19 protein-coding genes and 1 pseudogene are annotated in these 19,228 nt (G+C 37.4%); 7 read left to right on the top strand and 13 right to left on the bottom strand.

Features of this window, described 5'->3' with window-relative positions:
* Nucleotides 1–22 precede the first annotated feature (22 nt).
* The 4 genes and pseudogenes from C7J88_RS10760 to groES form a co-directional block, all read right to left on the bottom strand.
* A pseudogene (locus tag C7J88_RS10760) lies at nucleotides 23–542 on the bottom strand (DUF3885 domain-containing protein).
* 162 nt (nucleotides 543–704) lie between these two features.
* Nucleotides 705–1,229, bottom strand: coding sequence for a ClbS/DfsB family four-helix bundle protein (locus tag C7J88_RS04430; protein WP_095117446.1), 525 nt, complete (start codon nucleotides 1,227–1,229; stop codon nucleotides 705–707).
* A gap of 231 nt (nucleotides 1,230–1,460) precedes the next feature.
* Nucleotides 1,461–3,080 (bottom strand): chaperonin GroEL, encoded by a 1,620-nt coding sequence (gene groL, locus C7J88_RS04435; protein WP_095117447.1) that lies wholly within the window; start codon nucleotides 3,078–3,080, stop codon nucleotides 1,461–1,463.
* A 40-nt stretch (nucleotides 3,081–3,120) separates the two neighbouring features.
* A complete protein-coding gene (gene groES, locus C7J88_RS04440) occupies nucleotides 3,121–3,408 on the bottom strand; it encodes a co-chaperone GroES (protein ID WP_095117448.1) in 288 nt (95 codons plus the stop codon).
* Between the two features lie 172 nt (nucleotides 3,409–3,580).
* Between groES and mroQ the strand changes: the two genes are divergently transcribed.
* Nucleotides 3,581–4,321 (top strand): intramembrane glutamic endopeptidase MroQ, encoded by a 741-nt coding sequence (mroQ, locus tag C7J88_RS04445; RefSeq protein ID WP_095117449.1) that lies wholly within the window; start codon nucleotides 3,581–3,583, stop codon nucleotides 4,319–4,321.
* A gap of 186 nt (nucleotides 4,322–4,507) precedes the next feature.
* Here the strand turns inward: mroQ and adhP are convergent, their stop codons facing one another.
* Entirely contained in the window at nucleotides 4,508–5,524 is a 1,017-nt protein-coding gene (gene adhP / locus C7J88_RS04450; RefSeq protein WP_095117450.1) for an alcohol dehydrogenase AdhP, read from the bottom strand.
* A 165-nt stretch (nucleotides 5,525–5,689) separates the two neighbouring features.
* On the bottom strand, nucleotides 5,690–6,682 hold the full coding sequence (locus C7J88_RS04455; RefSeq protein ID WP_095117451.1) for an SdrH family protein: 993 nt from the start codon (nucleotides 6,680–6,682) through the stop codon (nucleotides 5,690–5,692).
* 262 nt (nucleotides 6,683–6,944) lie between these two features.
* On the opposite strand from C7J88_RS04455, the gene C7J88_RS04460 reads away from it, so the two are divergent.
* Nucleotides 6,945–7,742 (top strand): carbon-nitrogen family hydrolase, encoded by a 798-nt coding sequence (locus C7J88_RS04460; RefSeq protein ID WP_095117452.1) that lies wholly within the window; start codon nucleotides 6,945–6,947, stop codon nucleotides 7,740–7,742.
* Between the two features lie 215 nt (nucleotides 7,743–7,957).
* On the opposite strand, the gene C7J88_RS10765 is transcribed toward C7J88_RS04460, so the two are convergent.
* On the bottom strand, nucleotides 7,958–8,035 hold the full coding sequence (locus C7J88_RS10765) for a delta-lysin family phenol-soluble modulin (RefSeq protein ID WP_142380996.1): 78 nt from the start codon (nucleotides 8,033–8,035) through the stop codon (nucleotides 7,958–7,960).
* Between the two features lie 354 nt (nucleotides 8,036–8,389).
* Here C7J88_RS10765 and C7J88_RS04470 point away from each other — a divergent pair, with 354 nt between their 5' ends.
* From C7J88_RS04470 to agrA, 4 genes are read left to right on the top strand one after another with little or no spacing between them, the layout of a single operon-like run.
* On the top strand, nucleotides 8,390–8,956 hold the full coding sequence (locus C7J88_RS04470) for an accessory gene regulator AgrB (RefSeq protein ID WP_095117453.1): 567 nt from the start codon (nucleotides 8,390–8,392) through the stop codon (nucleotides 8,954–8,956).
* A complete protein-coding gene (agrD, locus tag C7J88_RS04475; RefSeq protein WP_229709407.1) occupies nucleotides 8,956–9,096 on the top strand; it encodes a cyclic lactone autoinducer peptide AgrD in 141 nt (46 codons plus the stop codon). The genes C7J88_RS04470 and agrD overlap by 1 nt, the downstream gene beginning before the upstream one ends.
* 37 nt (nucleotides 9,097–9,133) lie before the next feature.
* Nucleotides 9,134–10,429 carry a quorum-sensing sensor histidine kinase AgrC gene (gene agrC / locus C7J88_RS04480; protein ID WP_371866988.1) on the top strand — a complete coding sequence of 432 codons (1,296 nt, stop codon included), beginning with the start codon at nucleotides 9,134–9,136 and terminating at the stop codon, nucleotides 10,427–10,429.
* 12 nt (nucleotides 10,430–10,441) lie between these two features.
* Nucleotides 10,442–11,158 (top strand): quorum-sensing response regulator AgrA, encoded by a 717-nt coding sequence (gene agrA / locus C7J88_RS04485; protein ID WP_095117455.1) that lies wholly within the window; start codon nucleotides 10,442–10,444, stop codon nucleotides 11,156–11,158.
* A gap of 52 nt (nucleotides 11,159–11,210) precedes the next feature.
* Here agrA and C7J88_RS04490 read toward each other — a convergent pair whose 3' ends face one another.
* The 6 genes from C7J88_RS04490 to C7J88_RS04515 form a co-directional block, all read right to left on the bottom strand.
* Nucleotides 11,211–12,158 (bottom strand): carbohydrate kinase family protein, encoded by a 948-nt coding sequence (locus C7J88_RS04490; RefSeq protein WP_095117456.1) that lies wholly within the window; start codon nucleotides 12,156–12,158, stop codon nucleotides 11,211–11,213.
* Nucleotides 12,151–13,644: a sucrose-6-phosphate hydrolase gene (locus C7J88_RS04495; protein ID WP_095117457.1), complete on the bottom strand. Its 1,494-nt coding sequence runs from the start codon at nucleotides 13,642–13,644 to the stop codon at nucleotides 12,151–12,153. The genes C7J88_RS04490 and C7J88_RS04495 overlap by 8 nt, the downstream gene beginning before the upstream one ends.
* A 14-nt stretch (nucleotides 13,645–13,658) precedes the next feature.
* Nucleotides 13,659–14,642, bottom strand: coding sequence for a LacI family DNA-binding transcriptional regulator (locus C7J88_RS04500; RefSeq protein ID WP_095117458.1), 984 nt, complete (start codon nucleotides 14,640–14,642; stop codon nucleotides 13,659–13,661).
* A gap of 186 nt (nucleotides 14,643–14,828) precedes the next feature.
* Nucleotides 14,829–15,053 (bottom strand): sulfurtransferase TusA family protein, encoded by a 225-nt coding sequence (locus C7J88_RS04505; RefSeq protein WP_095117459.1) that lies wholly within the window; start codon nucleotides 15,051–15,053, stop codon nucleotides 14,829–14,831.
* Between the two features lie 24 nt (nucleotides 15,054–15,077).
* Nucleotides 15,078–16,160: a YeeE/YedE family protein gene (locus tag C7J88_RS04510; RefSeq protein WP_095117460.1), complete on the bottom strand. Its 1,083-nt coding sequence runs from the start codon at nucleotides 16,158–16,160 to the stop codon at nucleotides 15,078–15,080.
* Between the two features lie 277 nt (nucleotides 16,161–16,437).
* Nucleotides 16,438–17,088 carry a redox-sensing transcriptional repressor Rex gene (locus C7J88_RS04515; protein ID WP_095117461.1) on the bottom strand — a complete coding sequence of 217 codons (651 nt, stop codon included), beginning with the start codon at nucleotides 17,086–17,088 and terminating at the stop codon, nucleotides 16,438–16,440.
* Between the two features lie 154 nt (nucleotides 17,089–17,242).
* On the opposite strand from C7J88_RS04515, the gene abc-f reads away from it, so the two are divergent.
* On the top strand, nucleotides 17,243–19,195 hold the full coding sequence (abc-f, locus tag C7J88_RS04520) for a ribosomal protection-like ABC-F family protein (protein WP_095117462.1): 1,953 nt from the start codon (nucleotides 17,243–17,245) through the stop codon (nucleotides 19,193–19,195).
* Nucleotides 19,196–19,228 lie beyond the last annotated feature (33 nt).

Below are 19,228 nucleotides of genomic sequence, written 5' to 3' on the forward strand. Positions count from 1 at the left end.
AATACCTATTGCTTTTAACATTCTATATTTCTTGTTCAGTGTATTTTTCAAATTCTAATCCTTTATATTTTTCCTTGAATTTTTGAAAGTCCTGCTCATTACTAAATGTAATAGTAAATCCTCGATCATCATATAAATGGAATAAAATATATGGATGAAAAAGTCTCGTTTTGATTAATATTCGGTGTTAAATTTGGAAAATCCTGATTACATAATGCTTTAATTAGCTTCTGATACCTGACGTCATTTTTCTTACAATGATATATGAATACATTGCTTTTTTTGAAGAAATCATCACATTTAATTGATTGTTCATATTTGCATGTAGACGCAGCTTGTTTAGATAGAAATTTTTCAGAAAATCTACTATTCCGAAGTACTGGACTATTAGTAGAAATAACATGAAATAATTTAATACGATCTTCTGAATCAAAAATTTGATCAAACACTTCAATTGCTTTATCGTATACAATTTGAAAATAAGTATTATTTGTATCTATTCCATTATCTTCAGTTGGAGATAAATCATTTTCTAAATAGATAACTGTTTTCTAGAGTATTGAAATTAATATCTTTTATACTTTCTATATTATTTATATCAGCCATTTTTAATGCCTACTTTCTTAAAAATTTCCCACTTTATATATCAATCTTATATAGTTTTAGTTCGTATCATATGAAAATCATATTCTTTTTATAACTGTCTACATATGTTCTTCAATTTCCGTCTTCTTCCACTTTCTTATTTTTGTTCTAAAGGTTTTAAATGGTGCTACTGTATTGATGTGAATCCATTTCCAAACTGGCCATTTAGAAGGCGTTGATGAAGCCCACTGCCTTTGATTGCTTTCAAATAACACTGCATCATCAAGAACCTCAATTAATTGTATAATACTGTTGACTTCATTATGAAACTGATTCACAAGTTCTTCTAACGTATATTCTGAGTATGTTCTATAAAACTCTTGGTATAAACCGCCTAGATTGTTCCATTTATAATTTGGACTAGGCGTTACAACAGTGATACCATTTTTGTTGTCGTTTTCCCAAGATTGAATTAAATGTAACCACCCTAATTGGTAAGCAATCATTTGTGCAGGTGTTCTGTCAACGTTTGGTTTATACGTATCTTTTTCTATTTCTGATATATCCATAAATTCATTAATAAATAATCCTGCTCTTTTTCTAATTTCCGATATCAAAGCGTCTTTGTCTGCATATGTTTGCATCTCGCCACTCCTAGTAGTTATTTACTCAATTATATAGCTTATCAGCTTATTTGATAACTATATTATAAAAGCATTAATTAGAAAGCTAACGGTTAAATGGACTATAACAACTAACTATGCACAAAAAGACGTTTTCCAGAAGTTTAGTCAACTTATTGAAAACGTCTTGAAAATAATATTTTAAATTTTATAGCTCAAATGACATCGATAATTCAGTTATAGATACAGCTTCTACATCATGCCTGGCATGCCGCCCATTGCTGGCATATCATTGCCTTTATCTTCAGGAATATTTGCAACTACGGCTTCTGTTGTCAAGAACATCGCTGCCACACTTGCTGCGTGTTGTAATGCAGAACGTGTAACCTTCGTCGGATCCACAATACCCGCATCAAGCATGTTTACCCATTCATCAGTTGCAGCATTGTAACCGACACCTGGTTCTGCATTTTTCATTTGTTCCACGATAACAGAACCTTCTAAACCTGCATTTTCAGCGATTTGACGTACAGGCGCTTGTAATGCTTTCAACACAATGTTAACACCTGTTGCAACATCACCTTCTGCTTCGATGGCTTCGATATTTTTGTAAATATTCATCAATGCTGTACCACCACCTGCAACGATACCTTCTTCTACCGCTGCACGTGTTGAGTTCAATGCGTCTTCAATACGCAATTTGCGTTCTTTTAATTCTGTTTCTGTTGCAGCACCTACTTTAATCACTGCCACTCCGCCTGCTAATTTTGCAAGACGTTCTTGTAGTTTTTCTCGATCAAAGTCTGAATCTGTTTCATCGATTTGTGCTTTCAATTGATTGATGCGTGCATCGATGTTTGTTGGATCACCATTACCGTCTACTACTGTTGTATTGTCTTTTGTCACTTCAACTTTGCTTGCTGTTCCAAGCATATCGATTGATGTTTCTTTCAAGTCTAAACCGAGATCATCTGTAATGACTTGTGCACCTGTTAAGATAGCTAAGTCTTCTAACATTGCTTTACGACGATCACCAAATCCTGGTGCCTTCACTGCAACTGCTGTGAATGTACCACGCATGCGGTTCAACACGATGTTCGTCAATGCATCGCCTTCAACTTCATCTGCAACAATTAAAATTGGACGACTTGATTGAACGATTTGTTCCAATAACGGTAAGATATCTTGGAATGATGAGATTTTTTTGTCTGTGATTAAAATATACGGATTCTCTAATTCTGCAGTCATTTTGTCAGAATCTGTCACCATATACGGTGATTGATAACCACGATCAAATTGCATCCCTTCAACGACATCAAGTTCTGTGTTGAAACCATTTGATTCTTCGATAGAGATAACCCCATCGTTGCCAACTTTTTCCATCGCTTCAGAAATGTAACGTCCAACTTCTTCATTCGCTGCAGAAATAGCACCTACTTGCGCAATTTCTTCTTTATTTTCAACTTTTTGAGATATGTCATGTAATGCTTCAACTGCTATGCCAACAGCTTTATCAATCCCTTGACGAATTCCGACAGGGTTTGCACCACTTGTGACGTTTTTCAGACCTTCTTGAATCATTGCTTGTGCAAGTACAGTTGCTGTTGTTGTTCCGTCACCAGCAATCTCGTTCGTTTTATTTGCGACTTCTTGGACGAGTTTTGCCCCCATGTTTTCATATGGATCTTCTAACTCGATTTCTTTTGCTATTGTGACACCATCATTTGTAATCAATGGTGCACCAAACTCTTTATCTAAAACGACGTTACGTCCTTTTGGTCCGATTGTAACTTTTACAGCATTTGCTAATTGATCAACGCCACGTAACATCGCTTGGCGTGCATCTTCTGAAAATTTAAGTTCTTTCGCCATTCATATTCACTCCAATATATTGTAAGTTTTACACTATGATTTATGCTTCAATGATTGCCAATACTTCTTCAACATCTAATACAAGGTATTTCTTGTCATTGCGTTTTACTTCTGTTCCTGCATACTGTTGAAAAACGACGCGATCCCCTACTTGTACTTCAGGTGCAACACGTTGTCCGTTGTCTAATAAACGACCTGGCCCAACTGCAACTACTTCACCTTCATTTGAATTTTCTTTTGCTGAATCAGTTAAGACAATGCCACTTTTCGTTGTTTTCTCTTGTTCTTTCTTCTCTATTACAATACGGCTTCCTAATGGTTTTAACATGGATATATGCCTCCTTATTGTTACCTTCTACTTAGCACTTATCAACATCAAGTGCTAACACATGTTTTATATTAATCAAATTTGGTCAAAATATCAAGTAGAACGCTTTTAATGTTTGTTGTATGTATGAGAATGCTTTAAAATGGTTGTGGAGTGAAAGGAGGTCTCACATATGAATCGTATCATCGTATCGATTTTAACAGTTGTTATATACATAACTGCGCAACTATCACCTAGAGTTGCTCTCATGGCCGGTTGGATTGATAAACAGTCAGCAACTGAACAACTTCAACAAGTCACATATATTCAAGTGATTGTCTTTATTGTCGCTGCTCTTTTGATCCTATTCATGCAGCCATTCATTAAAAATCCCTTCGCTTTTGAATTACAACGCAAAGAAGAAAAACGCTATATTGTCGTCTGGATTTTAGTGGGGCTCGTCATCGTATTTATTGCACAGATTATCACCAATTTAATCAGCGCACAACTTTTAGGTGTTAACCCAGCAAGTGAAAATACGATGCGCATTATGCGTATCGCACGTCAGATGCCAATACTCATCATCTTAATTGCAATTGTTGGTCCTTTACTTGAAGAGTTTGTCTTCCGAAAAGTGATATTCGGTGAAATCTATAATGCCATCAAGGCAAGTCCAGTAGTTAAATTTACAATTGCTACGACTGTCAGTTCGACAATCTTTGCTGTGGCACACGCGGATTTAACACATTTTGCCGTTTATTTTGTAATGGGTGTCATCTTCTCTGGCTTTTATATTTATACAAAACGGTTGAGCGTTGCCATCGGTATCCATATGGCACAAAATGCGCTCGTTGCACTGATTCAATTTTCAATTCCAGAAGAAGTCATGCAAAAAGCAATCGAGCAAGCTCAGTTTATCTTGTACTTCATATAACGACAGAAAAAGAAGTTGAAACACAAAAAATCCTGCTTGTGGGAAACCAATATGCGGTGTCCCACAAACAGGATTTTTATTAGAACTTTGCAATTAGACAAAATCAAAAAGCGATTTTTCTCACTGCTCAGGTTCTGCTCAACCCCTAAACGCTTCTTTCACAACCTCGTTCTTTATATCATTCGACTATTTTGAGAAGTCGAGTACTTTACGTCCTTGAATTGTTCCTTTTTCCATTTCTTCAAATACTTTCGGTGCTTCGTCGACTGATACTTTTTCAACGACTGGCACGACAAGTCCCTGCGCCCCAAAGGCAAATGCTTCTTCTAAGTCTTTACGTGTGCCAACAAGAGATCCAACAACACGAATACCGTCAAGTACTGTCTTAACAATACTCAATTCCATATATTCAGACGGTAAACCAACCGCAACTACTGTGCCACCTGCCCGCACACTGTCAATCGCTTGGTTAAATGCCACTTTAGAAACAGCTGTTACAACGACACCATGACATCCACCTGTTTTTTCTTGAATATAAGCGCCTACATCTTCTACATTTTTACCATTAATGATAATATCAGCACCGACTTCTTTCGCCAATTCAAGTTTACCATCATTAATATCGATTGCAACAACTTGTGCGTTGAATACTTTTTTCGCATATTGAACAGCTAAGTTTCCAAGCCCACCGGCACCGTACACAGCAATCCATTGACCGGGTGCTGCTCCTGCTTCTTTGATTGCTTTATAAGTTGTTACTCCCGCACATGTAATAGATGACGCTTGCGCTGAATCTAAACCATCCGGCACTTTCACAGCGTAGTCAGCAGTCACAACTGCATATTCACTCATGCCACCATCAACGCTATATCCTGCATTTTTCACACTACGACATAATGTTTCACGACCTGTCGTACAATATTCGCAATGTCCACAGCCTTCAAAAAACCATGCGATAGATACACGATCTCCAATTTTAAGTGATGTCACACCTTCACCAATTTCTTCAACAACACCGATACCTTCATGCCCTAAAATACGCCCTGGTACTGCACCGAAGTCACCGTGTGCAACGTGTAAGTCTGTATGACAAACACCACAACAGTCGACTTTTACAAGTGCTTCACCATGTCCGATTGTTGGCATGTCGTGTTCTACCACTTCTACCCCAGTACTATCTTGGTTTACAACAACTGCTTTCATATTCATAACCTCCGTCAATCAACTTTTATACTTACTTTTCTCTACAACTATATTGTTGAATTATTTCACAAGTTTTGTCAATATATTTATTTTGTTTTCCGACAAGTAAAATGGTATAAAATCTTGATTAAATGTCACAAAAAAAGCATCTCGATTTGAGATGCTTTAACGACGTTTTCTATATACAAAATAGTACAAAAGACCTGCTGCAATTACTGATATGATCAATCCAGTAAGCGTCCAATGATAGTTATGATCTGGTGATTCACTTTCCTCAGACGTTGTTTCCTTATCATTGCTCACTTCACGATATGTTTGTTTTTGTTCAATTTGTTGCTCTTTATCTTCATGCTGACTAGAAGCTGTTGCTTTCTTTGATGCACGCTTTAAATCAGGCATTGTACCAAATTCTTCTGTGATAAGACCGAGCACTTGTTTATCGAGATTTTTATAGTAATCTTTCGTTGCAAGCGGACGGAATGATTGGTAGCGAAAATAATCCGAATCTTGTTGTAATTGATTTAAAAATTGATTGTTTTTGAAATTATCTTTTTGCGCCAGTGCCCGGATTGCTGAAGGATTTTCCTTTCCATCAGCTGTAAATTGTTGGTAACGCTCCATAGCAAGCGGATTATATTTAAAGCTACTATTCAATCCTGATACTGCATGCGGTGCCATGTTTGAATGCATCGCATGACTTTGCTGCCAATCTGAGTGGTGAGTCATTGCGTGTGATTCGTTATTCTGACTTTGTTCGTTCGTTGGGTTATTTATCGTACTTTGCTCATCTTCATGATTCTCGGACTGTTTCGGTGGTTCAGGTGATGACTCAGAAGGCGGATCAACTTGTTCTGTTGTACTACCATCTGGTTTTGATTCTATATCAGGTGGTGGTGATTCTGTTTGATCTTGATGATTTTCTTCTTCTGTTGTAAGTGCTTCCGATTCATCATCAGAAGGTTCAACCGATTCTCCCGTATCAATCTTTGGTGAATCTGGCTCTGTTTGTGATTCATTTTGTTGGGCATCATCTGTTTGATGTAACTCATGTTCTGTCACTTCATCTGATTGTGTCTCAGCATTTGTGTGTGATGCCCCTACCATGATGATAGATGCAATGCTTGCAACCATATATTTCTTTAAAAAGTGTTGGGACATCTTTAACAATCCTTTCAAAGTTAGTTAAGAGTAGATGCTCTATCTATTTCTCAATTATTATGTTTCAGTCAGAATTATTTTATCTTTGTAAACAGTTCGATGATTATCTTTAAAAATTCTGTTAATTGCCTATCACATTATAATTGTTTTTTAATACAATTACTAGTTGTTCTTATTGAAATAACATAGATATCACTTTACTTTGATAATTGTCCGATTATTTAGTAAACTCTCTGTATACGTTCTCGATAGGAGTGTTTTGATGAAAGTACAACTATTACAATTGGAGATTACTCCAGGTGATGTAACCGTAAATGAACAAAAAATATCAGATTTCTTTTCAACTGTCATTGATTCAGATACCGACGTCGTTGTCCTACCCGAAATGTGGAATAACGGATATGCGTTGGCAGAACTCGAACAAAAAGCAGACCAACATCTGACACGGACACAGCCCTTTTTACAACAATTAGCGACACAATATGATGTTGACATCGTAGCAGGGTCCGTTTCCAACCATGATGTCGGCGGATTGTATAATACAGCGCTCACAGTGAGTCGTTCCGGGACAGTACTATACAGTTACAACAAAGTCCATTTAGTTCCAATGTTAGATGAGCCAAATTATTTAACCGCTGGCAATGACGTCCCTTATACGTTTAACTTATCAGATGGTACACCTGTTTCACAAATCATTTGTTATGACTTGCGTTTTCCGGAGTTGTCGCGCTTCCCCGCTGCAAAAGGTGCAAAAGTTATTTTTTATGTTGCACAGTGGCCAATAGTACGATTGAACCATTGGCGTCAACTACTGCAAGCACGTGCTATTGAAAATGATATGTACGTCGTTGCTGTCAATAGCTGTGGTTCGGATGGTCAAACAACTTATGCTGGACATTCAATGGTGATTGATCCAAACGGACTCATCATTACTGAAACACAGGAAGATGAAACGGTATGTACAGCCACACTCGATATGTCAATAGTTGATGCACAACGTCAAGCGATTCCCGTTTTTGACAATATGAGACCTGACGTCTATCGCTATGCTACAAGGTAAATAAAAGCAGACAAGCTTGGGAGAGACTTGTCTGCTTTCTATCGTACTAAGGGAATGTAATGAATTTCAAAGATTACCATGCCTTCATTTGTATGGTTGGGAAGTTTGAACATATGAAAACGATGTTACTAAGGATTCATCCATTAAAATATAAAAATTGGGGTTTTATATTTTAATGATGCGTACTTGTTTTGATAATCTTCATTAAGTTTGGCTTACTTCGTAAATTTTTGTACAGTGTCAGCAATAAGTTTTACAAATTCAACGATTGTACCTACGATATCTGCTACCATTATTGCCACCTCCTAGTTACAATTTTTTAAACGAAATGCTCTTTCTAACCTCTATGTGTACACTGAGCGAAGAATACAACATAAGGGTGAATCAGCTTTAGCCATTTTCACACAAAACAATTATGTATTGATTTAATGACTAAAGTGATGTTGGTTATATTACATCATGATTTTCGACCGTTGTGTTAAATATTGCGTAAATGGTGGTTTTGCGTGCTTAACTGTCTCATTTATATGTTAAAATGAATGTATCAAATCACATTTTGACAGTTAGGCATTGAAACGCAACAGTTAGGCAAAAAATGACTTTCGTGAAACATTATCATCTATAATATGGAGCGAGGAGGAAAACCTTTGCAAATCATTGATAACGGTATTGAGACACTGGCTCGAAAAATACAACAACATCAAAATTCAGACCATATCGACTTTTTAAAAGTACGATTAGGCATCCAAATTGTTGCGATTAATTTTTTTAAGGCCATCGTTACATATGGTCTCGCGCTCCTCCTGAACACCATTTTATACACACTCACAGTTCACGTAAGTTATATTTTTGTGCGTCGCTTTTCACACGGTGCACATGCCAAATCTTCATTACTGTGTCACATTCAAAATATTCTATTATTTGTACTGGTGCCGTTTGCTATTGCACGTTTTACAATACCCTTTCACTACATGTTCGCTTTAGGTGTTATTGGATGGCTTATTGTCATCAAGTATGCACCTGCTGCAACAAGAAAACAACCGATTAAAGCATCGAGACGCCGTGGGTTGAAGGTGAAATCTATCATTGTAACTGCGATAGTCCTAATCATTGCCCTTGTCGTTCCTGCACCATACCAACAATTGATATGTTTTGGTGTCGCACTACAAGCAACAACATTACTACCTATATTTTTCCCTAAGGAGGCAGATTGATGATGAATATTTTAGATGCAATTATTAGTTTCTTCAGTAACATCTTTAAAGCAATCGGTAATTTCGGATGGATTAATACGTGTACACATTTCTTTGACGAACCAGAAATTCCACGTGAACTTTTAGAATTAGATAAATAATATCAATAATAACTAGAAAGTGTGTATAAAATTGGAAATGATACGTATCATTTTATTGACATTGTTTCAAGTTTTAGTTTTATTTTCAGTTACACATTTGATTTTAATTGATAAACCAAAATACACACGAAGGGATTACCTCTCTATTCTTATAGGGATTGTAGTCCCTTCTACCATTTTGTTTATACTGTTCGGCAAGGCGACATTATTTTACTTAATATTAAGTTTTTTTGTGTTCTTTTTTAACAAGCAGAAAATGATTGGTATTATTAGCGTTTTGATAGCTGCTTTAATATTGATACTCAGTGATTTTCTTTCTACTTTATTTTTTGAGTATTTGACATCGCATTACCATATGCACGTTTACCTAAGAGAAGGTATATACGTGATTACGTTTGTTAGCTGTGCAATTATATTCGCTTTTTTATTCCAATATCTCATGCGATTTTTAAGAGTGTCATGGCTTTACGTCAACAAATTGTATCTCGTTCTTCTAGCAGTTACATTGACGGCATTTTTTATTTTAATCGATCTTTTTACACCAGCTAAAGTGCGTTCTATCGAGGATATGAAAGCCATCGCACTCGTCATTATCGTCTATTTTATTGCTTTTGCGATACTCGTTATTATGATCTCTATTACCGCTTCGAGAGAGTTAACGTATCGACGAAACAAGCAGGAAATTGAAGATTATTATAAATATACGCTTCAGATTGAGGAAATCAACAATGATATGCGTAAGTTTCGTCATGACTACATCAATATGCTTTCAACGATGTCGGAATATTTAAGAGAAGACGATTTGGAAGGTCTTAAAGTATATTATGAACAGCACATCCATCCGATTAAAGATCACTTTGAACATACAGCGCTCAAATTAAACGGCGTTGAAAAGTTAAAAGTACGTGAGATCAAAGGAATGATGACGACAAAGATCATTGAAGCACAAGAACATCATATCAATATCAGTGTGGAAGTTGCCGATGAAATCACTGAAATTAATATGCCCATTATTGATTTAAGTCGCGTGCTCGGTATCATTATGGATAATGCTATTGAAGCATCATTATCTGTTGAAGAACCGATGATACAAATTGCCTTTATTCAAACTGATGTCTCTGTGCTCATTATTATTATGAATAAAGCACCTGACAATCTCCCTAAACTGCATACATTGTTCAAAGAAGGCTATTCAACGAAAGGCAACAATCGTGGTATTGGCTTGTCTACATTGAAAGAAATTACTGATAGTACAGACAATGTACTGCTCGATACAACTATTGACAATCAATATTTCATTCAAAAATTAGAAATATTAAACGACATTCCTTAGGAGGCGTTCTATATGAAAATATTCATTTGCGAAGATGATCCAAAACAGCGTGCACGCATGGAAAATATCATCAACACATACATTATGATTGAAGAAAAACCCATGGAAATTGCACTGTCAACGGACAATCCCTACGAACTGATAGAAGCCTCCAAAACGTCATCAGATGTTGGCTGTTACTTTTTGGATATTCAATTAGAATCAGATATTAACGGTATAAAAGTCGGCAGTGAGATTCGACAACATGATCCAATTGGCAATATCGTTTATGTCACGAGTCACAGCGAACTCACCTATTTAACATTTGTATACAAAGTTGCTGCAATGGACTTTATATTCAAAGATGACCCTGATCAACTTCAAAAACGAGTCATCGATTGTTTGGAAACAGCACTTAATCGCTTGAATTTGCTAACTAAAGAAGAGACAGTAGAAACATTAGAATTAAAACGTGGGAGTGGTTCGGAATACGTCAACTATGATGAGGTGATGTTTTTTGAATCCTCTCCAAAGTCACATCGTGTCATCGCACATTTAGACAATCGCCAAGTTGAATTTTATGGTAAATTAAAAGAACTATCACAAGTCGACTCACGATTCTTCCGCTGTCATAACAGCTTCGTCCTTAACCGACATAACATCGCCAATGTCGAGCCTAAAGAGAGAACTGTTCACTTCAAAAATGGTGAACATTGTTATGTCTCTGTGCGCAATATTAAAAAAATATAACTCAAAAAACACCTAAAGCTCAGTAATAGCTTCAGGTGTTTCTTTTATGTGCTTATAGGTTTTGACGTGTTGGAAGACTTGATAATGCGCCATACTTCTGTACGACATGCCCTGCAACATCGTTTGCAAATGTTAAAATTTGCGCCCCTTGTGTGCGTAGTGTTTCAATCGGTTGATCCGTTGACTGCATCAACTCTGCAATTACGGCACCGATAAAGGCATCTCCCGCACCTGTTGTATCCACAACTTCAATTGGTTTTGGTCGAGAAGTGAACGTCGTACCATCTTTAAAAATAAGTGACGCACCTTCACCACCTTGTGTATAAATGACCGCTTCAACACGTCCTTTGAATAATGATTGTAGCGCACGTGTTTCATCTTCAATTTTTGTAATAAATGTCAACTCTTCATCTGAAATTTTGATAATATTCGCATGTGGAATGAACGATTGGATTGTTTCTTGGTACGCTTGGTGATCATCCCATAATGGCAAACGAACATTTGGATCAAAAACAACCGTTGCCCCTACTTTATGTGCTTTTTCTAACAATGCTTCATGTGCTTGCTTCATCGGACTTTCCACTAATGCAACTGAACAAAAATGAACCATATCTTCTTGTTTCAATGGAATATCAGTAATATTATCAGCCGCATACAACATGTCTGCACTCGGTTTACGATAAAATGAAAAGTCTCGTTCCCCACTTGTCGTTAAACTTACAAATGCCAGTGCTGTATTCGCTTCTGACGTACGAGTAATCCACTGCGTGCCTACGTGCAATTCTTCTAATGCATCAACAATTCGATCACCAAATGCATCCTGCCCAAGTTGCGTAATCAATTGACTATTTCCTGCTAACTTCTGAACAGCAGCGGCAACGTTACACGGTGCACCACCGACTTGTGGCATAAATCCATCCACATTTTTTAATAATTGATCACGTTCTGTTGGAATAAAATCAATCAGTGCTTCACCTATGGCATAAAATGCTTTACTCATCTTGTTGTCCCTCCTCGATGTCATACTTCGTCATTTTCAAATAGACTTGTCCCGAATCAGTTGCGACTTTAATCTTATTCGCTTTAGATTTTGGGAAAATACGTGATGTCAACACACGTTCTCCTTCATTACAAAAAACTTCAATACTTGATGTATCAACAAAAATGCGTAGTTGTCTTAATGGTGTATCTAATTGAGCGCAACGTGTCATGCTTTCAACTGGTGTTGGCAGTTGACCACTTTCTGTACGATCCAAGATAATTGTTTGCGAATTTGTTTCATAACGAATCACAATCGACTCATTTTTATTTGAACGCAAATGAAACTCCATCGCAGATGCATCGTTGTCCAAGATTTCCACAATCAGTTCGTAACGCTCACCTTCATATGGATGCATTTGTTTCAAAAATTTATTTGCATATCCAAGTGCAGTCTCTCTATGTCCCCGCAGTTTACGCAAGTGCATGTGTGGTTTTTGTTTCAACTTGCCGTCTTCAATCATCAATGTTCTTGGTACAGTGAGACAATGCGCCCATCCTTCACTATCTGTTGGATAATCTGTATCTGGTAGACCCATCCATCCTATCATCACACGACGATTCGCTTCATCCGTGAATGTTTGTGGCGCATAAAAATCAAAGCCATTATCTAGTTCTTTAAATTCACCGTGTGTCATTTCAAGGGTTTCAAAGTTTAGCTCTCCCATAATATAACCACTTTGATAAATATTGTTATAACGATCACCATCCGCTTCAATCCCTTGTGGCGAAAATACTAATATATCTTTGCCATTCAGTTGGAAATAGTCCGGACATTCCCACATATAGCCGAAGTCCGTTAAAGATGTCTTAATCTCACCTTTAAACGACCACGGTCCTTCTGGTCGATCCGCTTCATATAACACTGCACACCCTGTTTCATTAATGCGCTGTGCGCCAATGAGTGCATATAACTTTCCATCCCGCATAAATACTTTTGGATCTCTGAAGTGTTGTGTGTAGCCTACGGGCGGCTCTGGAATGGCGGGTGGTAACAACTTTTCAACTTGACCTGCTTCATTCACTTTTGCGACAACTTGCGCACTCTTACGCTCCCATGTATCCGTGCGGTGATTCCCTGTATACATATAATAGAGTGATCCTTCAAATTCAAAGGCACTCCCGCTATATACACCGTGACTATCATGTTGTGTATCAGGTTTTAATATCGTTGTATCGTGTGAATAATGTACAAGGTCTGTACTTTTATATTGATCCCAATATTTCAAACCATGCACTGCGCCGAGTGGAAACCATTGATGTGAAATGTGGTATTCACCGTTAAAATAAATAAGTCCATTCGGATCATTGAGCAATCCTGTTGATGGTTGAATATGATATGTTTGTCGGTATTGAGAATTTTGAACTGTTTCTTTTAACATCTCTAACTCTTCTACCGTAGCATCTTCTACTTTGCGATAACGTGCTTCACGTGTCCATTCTTTCATATTAAATACTCCTTTTACTTGGTAACGGTCCCATTTTTATGCAATAAAATATCGTCTTGAGACGGTAACACATCTAATACGTGTGTTGTGAGGCGCGCTGAATCTTTTAGTTGTTCAAACATTGCAGTGACAGCCATCTGACCGGCACGTTCATATTGATAATAAATCGTATGTATCTTTGGATGAACAATATCTGTCACAGGGTCTCCGCCAAATCCCCCGATAAACGGTGTGATTGATGAATCATGCATAATCAAATGGTATAGAGCCATTGCAATCGTATCAGTGGCACCAATATATGCAGTATGTTCTTTTACAGTTAGTTGGGATTGCAGCTTTTCTAAGGCTGTATCATAATCAAATGCTGCTTGATACATCTCAACTTCAATACCTCTTGTATTTAACGTCTCGTATAGTCCTTGATAACGTGAACGCCCAACAGCTTGGTCTTCGTCTGGAACCCCTGCATAACAGATGCGTTCAAATCCTTCTGCAATTATACGCTCAGCCATCAACTTACCGGCTTGCAAATCATTGTGGTAAATGGCACTTAGTTCAGAATGATTTTGTCCAATCAAAATGACTGGCATTGGCATTGTTTGAATGACTCCCATATGTGCTTCTGTAATTGAAGTCGCCATAAAAAGGACGCCATCCACTTTACTGCGATGAAATGATCGTAACGCGTCTAATTCTTGTTGCGCATTACGCTCGGTTAGTGAAAATAATATTTGATACCCTTGTGCTTCACACGTCTTTTTAATACCTTGCACTGTACTTGCCACTGCATAGGAATACATACGTGGAATAATCACACCAATCATCTTCGTCTTTTGCGCTCTTAAACTTTGTGCAAATTGATTCGGTGCATATTCATGAGCATCAATTACTTGTTGAATTTTACGCTGTGTCTTTGGACTAATCGAGCCTTTATTCAAATAGCGCGATACTGTACTTTTAGAAACGCCCGCAAGCTCAGCAATGTCCCGTATGTTCATCTCTTTCACCTCACTATGTCAATTGTTATTCTAACACAAACCACTCGAAATATTCGCTTAAACTTGTAGCAATATTGAATCAACATTTTATAGTTGTGACAAGTCTTCACAATTAGGAAGGACTTCACGATAGTGCGTATAAAAAAGAGACTGACACATGAATCAGTCTCTCACTTTTCTATAACATTATGCTTTTTGAACAGTGATTGTCCATGACGCATCACCGAGTTGCTCATAATTCGTAATGGGATAGTTTTGCTCTGCTGCCCAGTTTGGGATTGACTCTGTTGCTTGCGTGCAGTCAAAATCAATCTTCAACTCATCACCAATTGCAAGTTCTTCCATCTTTTTCTGTGCTTCTATTAAAGGGAACGGGCATACCATTCCAACTGTACCAAGTTCATATACCATGATATTATCTCCTTTATTTCTATATTATGCATTCACTGATTGCGCTTTTACACTTTGTGTTTGTCGGCGTGCTGCACGTAATGGTTTGACAAACAAGAAGTAACTCATAAACCACGTACCTAGAATCATTGATGCTAATGCAATCCATCCTTGCCAAGATAATGCGGCTGTTGCAACAAGACCGTTACCAATTGAACAGCCACCTGCTACGGCTGCACCAAAGCCCATAAATGTACCACCTAATGCACTATTACGAATGGTTTTAATGTCTGGCAAGCGCCATTTAAATTCGTGCGAACCTTTCGCTGCAATATATGAACCCACTAAAATACCGAGTACGAGGAAAACACCCCAATCCAATACAGTAACATTACCTGTTGTTAAAAATTGAACGATATGTGCAGATGGTGTCGTAATCCCTAATCCACCTTCACGTCCAGTCGAAATGCTCATTGGCCATGCAATCATTGCAATCAAGCCGACTGCAATCGCTGCAACGAAAGGATGATAACGACGTTCGAACAATATGTGTCTAATCCCTGTGTAACGTTGCTTTAATCTCGGAACTGCAATGGTTGGTTTTGGTTTACGTAACGTTTTTACAACGAAAAATGTTGTAATACCCACTAAAAGTACGAGCCATACCCAATATGGCACACCTGTTGAGACAGACATATCTGCATTTGCAACTGTATAACTTTGTAAACGTTTGTTGATCGGTGCTAAAATACCAAATTTTGAAATAGCTGCAAAAAGTGCATAAAATCCGAGTGCGATCCAACTTCCGATAAGCCCTTCACCTGCACGATAATACGTTCCGGTTGCACAGCCGCCTGCTAAGATAATGCCGACACCGAAGATGAACGAACCAATAATTGTACCAACAATAGGAAATGTTCCGTTATCGATCGTAATGAAACCAGCTGCTTGTAGTCCGAAAATGCCAATTGCTTGAATTGTAATTGCAACAAGTAATGCATAGAACATCTTGTTATTCTTTTGAACGTACATATCGCGGAATCCACCTGTCAAACAGAATCTTGTACGTTGCATCACAAATCCTAGCAATGCTCCAACGATTAAACCACTGAAAATAGTCCAAATCATTTTACCAACCTCCTATATCCGATTAACATTATCTGAATTATATAGAATGTTATTTCATAATGCAAGGGTTAGTATAAAATTTCATAAATCTGTCCCTTTCTTGTATAGGGGTGAATAATCCGCAACATTTTTAAAGATTATTTTTCTGTAAAACATCTCAGCTTCAAAACCAGTTTCTACACTATTTTGAGAAATCAACATAAAAAAACATCAAAATTCAAACGTTGAATTTTGATGACTTATTTTCTTACATATTCAATAATCTATGTCGAATGTATTATGCTTGTAATGTTGAATTGTAATTTTTCATAAAAAAGAGTAATGATTGAAGTTCTACACCAAGATCAATTTGATGAACTTGTACCGATTGCGGCACTTGTACTCGCTTTGGCGTGAAGTTAAGAATACCTTTAATGCCTGCTTCAACAAGTTGATCTGTAACCGCTTGTGCTGCAGATTCCGGTGTTGCAATAATCACCACTTCAAGTTTTTCCTTCTTAATAATTTCTGTCATATCTGACATTGGTTTAACAAGGACATTACCGATTGTTTCACCAATCACTTCTGGACGTATATCAAATGCTTCTGTAATTGTCATATCATCGTGGATGGAGAAGTTGTAAGTAATCAATGCGTGTCCGAGATTCCCGACACCTACAATGCCGATGTGAATCTCTTCAGAGTCACTTAATTCTGATTTGAAAAAGTCTAGAAGGTTGTCAATGTTATAGCCGTATCCTTTTTTGCCAAGCTCGCCAAAATAAGAGAAGTCACGTCGAATCGTTGCAGAATCGATATTTAATCCTTCGCTAATTGCTTTAGAATTGACGCGATTTTCACCTTTCGCCTTTAACGTGTTTACAAACCGATAATACAAAGGTAGGCGTTTTAAGGTCGCTCTTGGAATTTTCACCGTTTCTTTAGCCATTTCACAATCCTCCAAAAATATTTCTAAAACATATGTGATACATTTCACAGCACAACACTATAATTATAACTGACTTTCACTCAGAAAGAAACATTTACATTTTGATGGGTATATTTTTGTTGTACAATATATGTTAATGAAAGGAGCATCCCACATGATATTAATGCAACTCAGTCAGATTTCAAAGTCCTTTGATGGCGAAACAATTTTTGATGGTGTCAACTTTGAAGTGAAAACCGGTGAACGCATTGGCATTGTTGGTCGTAACGGAGCAGGAAAATCCACTTTAATGAAGATCATTGCAGGTGTTGAAGCATACGAAGAGGGTCATATCTCAAAGATTAAAAACTTAAAAATGGGTTATCTGACACAGCAAATGACACTCAACACTCAAAAAACTGTGTTTGAAGAGATGTTACAACCATTTAAACATCTTAAGCAACTCGGTGACAAGATGCAAGAAGAAACGGATTGGCTCGCTCGACACGCAGATCGCTATGATTCGGATGCTTATCAAGAACATATGAAGCGTTACGAAAGTATATCGAACGAGTTTGAAAAGCAAGGCGGCTATGATTATGAACGTAAAATAAAGACTGTTTTAAACGGGCTGCATTTTACGGAAAACGACTATCATCGCCCTGTAAATGACTTCAGTGGTGGACAAAAAACACGCCTTTCACTCGCACAGATGTTGTTGCGTGAACCAGATTTATTGTTACTTGATGAGCCAACAAACCATCTCGATATGGAAACGACCGCATGGTTGGAAGACTATTTAAAGTTTTTCAAAGGTGCTATCGTCATTATCTCACACGATCGTTACTTTCTAGATAAAATTGTCACACAAATATATGATGTCTCTTTAGGTGAAGTGAAGCACTATGTGGGTAACTATGGTAAATTTATTACCCAACGTGATCAATACTATCAAAAGCGACTCGCAGAATATGAGCGACAACAAGATGAAATCAAACGCTTGGAAACCTTCGTCGAAAAAAATATTACACGTGCTTCTACAAGTGGTATGGCAAAAAGCCGACGAAAAGTTTTAGAAAAAATGACACGCTTAGAAAAACCTATGTTGGATGCAAGGAGTGCGGATATTCGTTTTGACTTCGATCGCAATACAGGTAACGATGTGATGCACATACGTGATTTAGAAGTAGGATACGAAACCCCGATTACAAAGCCAATCAATATGGAAGTATCAAAAGGAGATCATATTGCGATTATCGGTCCAAATGGGATTGGAAAATCTACATTAATCAAAACACTTGCTGGACGTCTCAGTGCCTTAGCAGGTCAAGTGATTCCAGGTGCTAACTTAAAAATTGGCTACTACGATCAAAAACAAGCAGAGTTTCAGTCTAGTAAAACCATTTTAGATTATGTTTGGGATCAATATCGTCATATGCCCGAAAAAGATGTTCGTGCGGTTCTCGGTCGCTTTCTTTTCACTCAAGATGATGTTCAAAAAATTATCAATGACTTATCAGGTGGCGAAAAGGCACGACTTCAACTTGCACTACTAATGTTAGAACGCAATAATGTGCTTATCCTTGACGAGCCTACCAATCACCTTGATATTGATTCTAAAGAGATGCTTGAACAAGCACTCAATGACTTCGCAGGTACTTTAATCTTTGTATCTCATGACCGTTACTTTATTAACGAATTGGCAAACAAAGTCTTTGATCTGGATGAACACGGTGGCCGCATCTATCTCGGTGACTATCAATATTATTTAGAAAAGCTTGAACAACAACACGCACTTGCAACGCATGCGGAAGCTCAAAATACAACAGTGCGTCCTTCAAACGAACAACTATCTGAACAAGAAACAACTTATGAAGACTTAAAAGCAGCACGCCGTGAAAAGCGTAAGCTAACACGTCAAATCGAAGCTTATGAGACAGATATTGAAACTTATGAGTCACGGATGGAAGAGATTGATACAGCTATGTCTGACCCAGCAATTATCGATGACTATGAACAGATACAAACACTTGCGGAAGAGCGAACAACCATCGAACAAGAGCTGGAAGAAACAATGACAAAATGGGAAGAATTACAATTATTAGTCAGTGATTTAGATGATATTTAAGTAAAGATGTGCAGGAATTTTCTGCCATCTTTA

This window comes from Staphylococcus muscae (assembly GCF_003019275.1).
GTDB lineage: Bacteria > Bacillota > Bacilli > Staphylococcales > Staphylococcaceae > Staphylococcus > Staphylococcus muscae.

Coding starts and splice junctions, on each gene's coding strand:
- C7J88_RS04510 (WP_095117460.1), bottom strand. CDS start 16,160: ATGATTTGGACTATTTTCAGTGGTTTAATCGTTGGAGCATTGCTAGGA.
- agrC (WP_371866988.1), top strand. CDS start 9,134: ATGATACGTATCATTTTATTGACATTGTTTCAAGTTTTAGTTTTATTT.
- abc-f (WP_095117462.1), top strand. CDS start 17,243: ATGATATTAATGCAACTCAGTCAGATTTCAAAGTCCTTTGATGGCGAA.
- agrA (WP_095117455.1), top strand. CDS start 10,442: ATGAAAATATTCATTTGCGAAGATGATCCAAAACAGCGTGCACGCATG.
- mroQ (WP_095117449.1), top strand. CDS start 3,581: ATGAATCGTATCATCGTATCGATTTTAACAGTTGTTATATACATAACT.
- C7J88_RS04460 (WP_095117452.1), top strand. CDS start 6,945: ATGAAAGTACAACTATTACAATTGGAGATTACTCCAGGTGATGTAACC.
- C7J88_RS04430 (WP_095117446.1), bottom strand. CDS start 1,229: ATGCAAACATATGCAGACAAAGACGCTTTGATATCGGAAATTAGAAAA.
- groL (WP_095117447.1), bottom strand. CDS start 3,080: ATGGCGAAAGAACTTAAATTTTCAGAAGATGCACGCCAAGCGATGTTA.
- agrD (WP_229709407.1), top strand. CDS start 8,956: ATGATGAATATTTTAGATGCAATTATTAGTTTCTTCAGTAACATCTTT.
- C7J88_RS04455 (WP_095117451.1), bottom strand. CDS start 6,682: ATGTCCCAACACTTTTTAAAGAAATATATGGTTGCAAGCATTGCATCT.
- C7J88_RS10765 (WP_142380996.1), bottom strand. CDS start 8,035: ATGGTAGCAGATATCGTAGGTACAATCGTTGAATTTGTAAAACTTATT.
- C7J88_RS04505 (WP_095117459.1), bottom strand. CDS start 15,053: ATGGTATATGAACTTGGTACAGTTGGAATGGTATGCCCGTTCCCTTTA.
- C7J88_RS04495 (WP_095117457.1), bottom strand. CDS start 13,644: ATGAAAGAATGGACACGTGAAGCACGTTATCGCAAAGTAGAAGATGCT.
- C7J88_RS04500 (WP_095117458.1), bottom strand. CDS start 14,642: ATGAACATACGGGACATTGCTGAGCTTGCGGGCGTTTCTAAAAGTACA.
- adhP (WP_095117450.1), bottom strand. CDS start 5,524: ATGAAAGCAGTTGTTGTAAACCAAGATAGTACTGGGGTAGAAGTGGTA.
- C7J88_RS04490 (WP_095117456.1), bottom strand. CDS start 12,158: ATGAGTAAAGCATTTTATGCCATAGGTGAAGCACTGATTGATTTTATT.
- C7J88_RS04515 (WP_095117461.1), bottom strand. CDS start 17,088: ATGGCTAAAGAAACGGTGAAAATTCCAAGAGCGACCTTAAAACGCCTA.
- groES (WP_095117448.1), bottom strand. CDS start 3,408: ATGTTAAAACCATTAGGAAGCCGTATTGTAATAGAGAAGAAAGAACAA.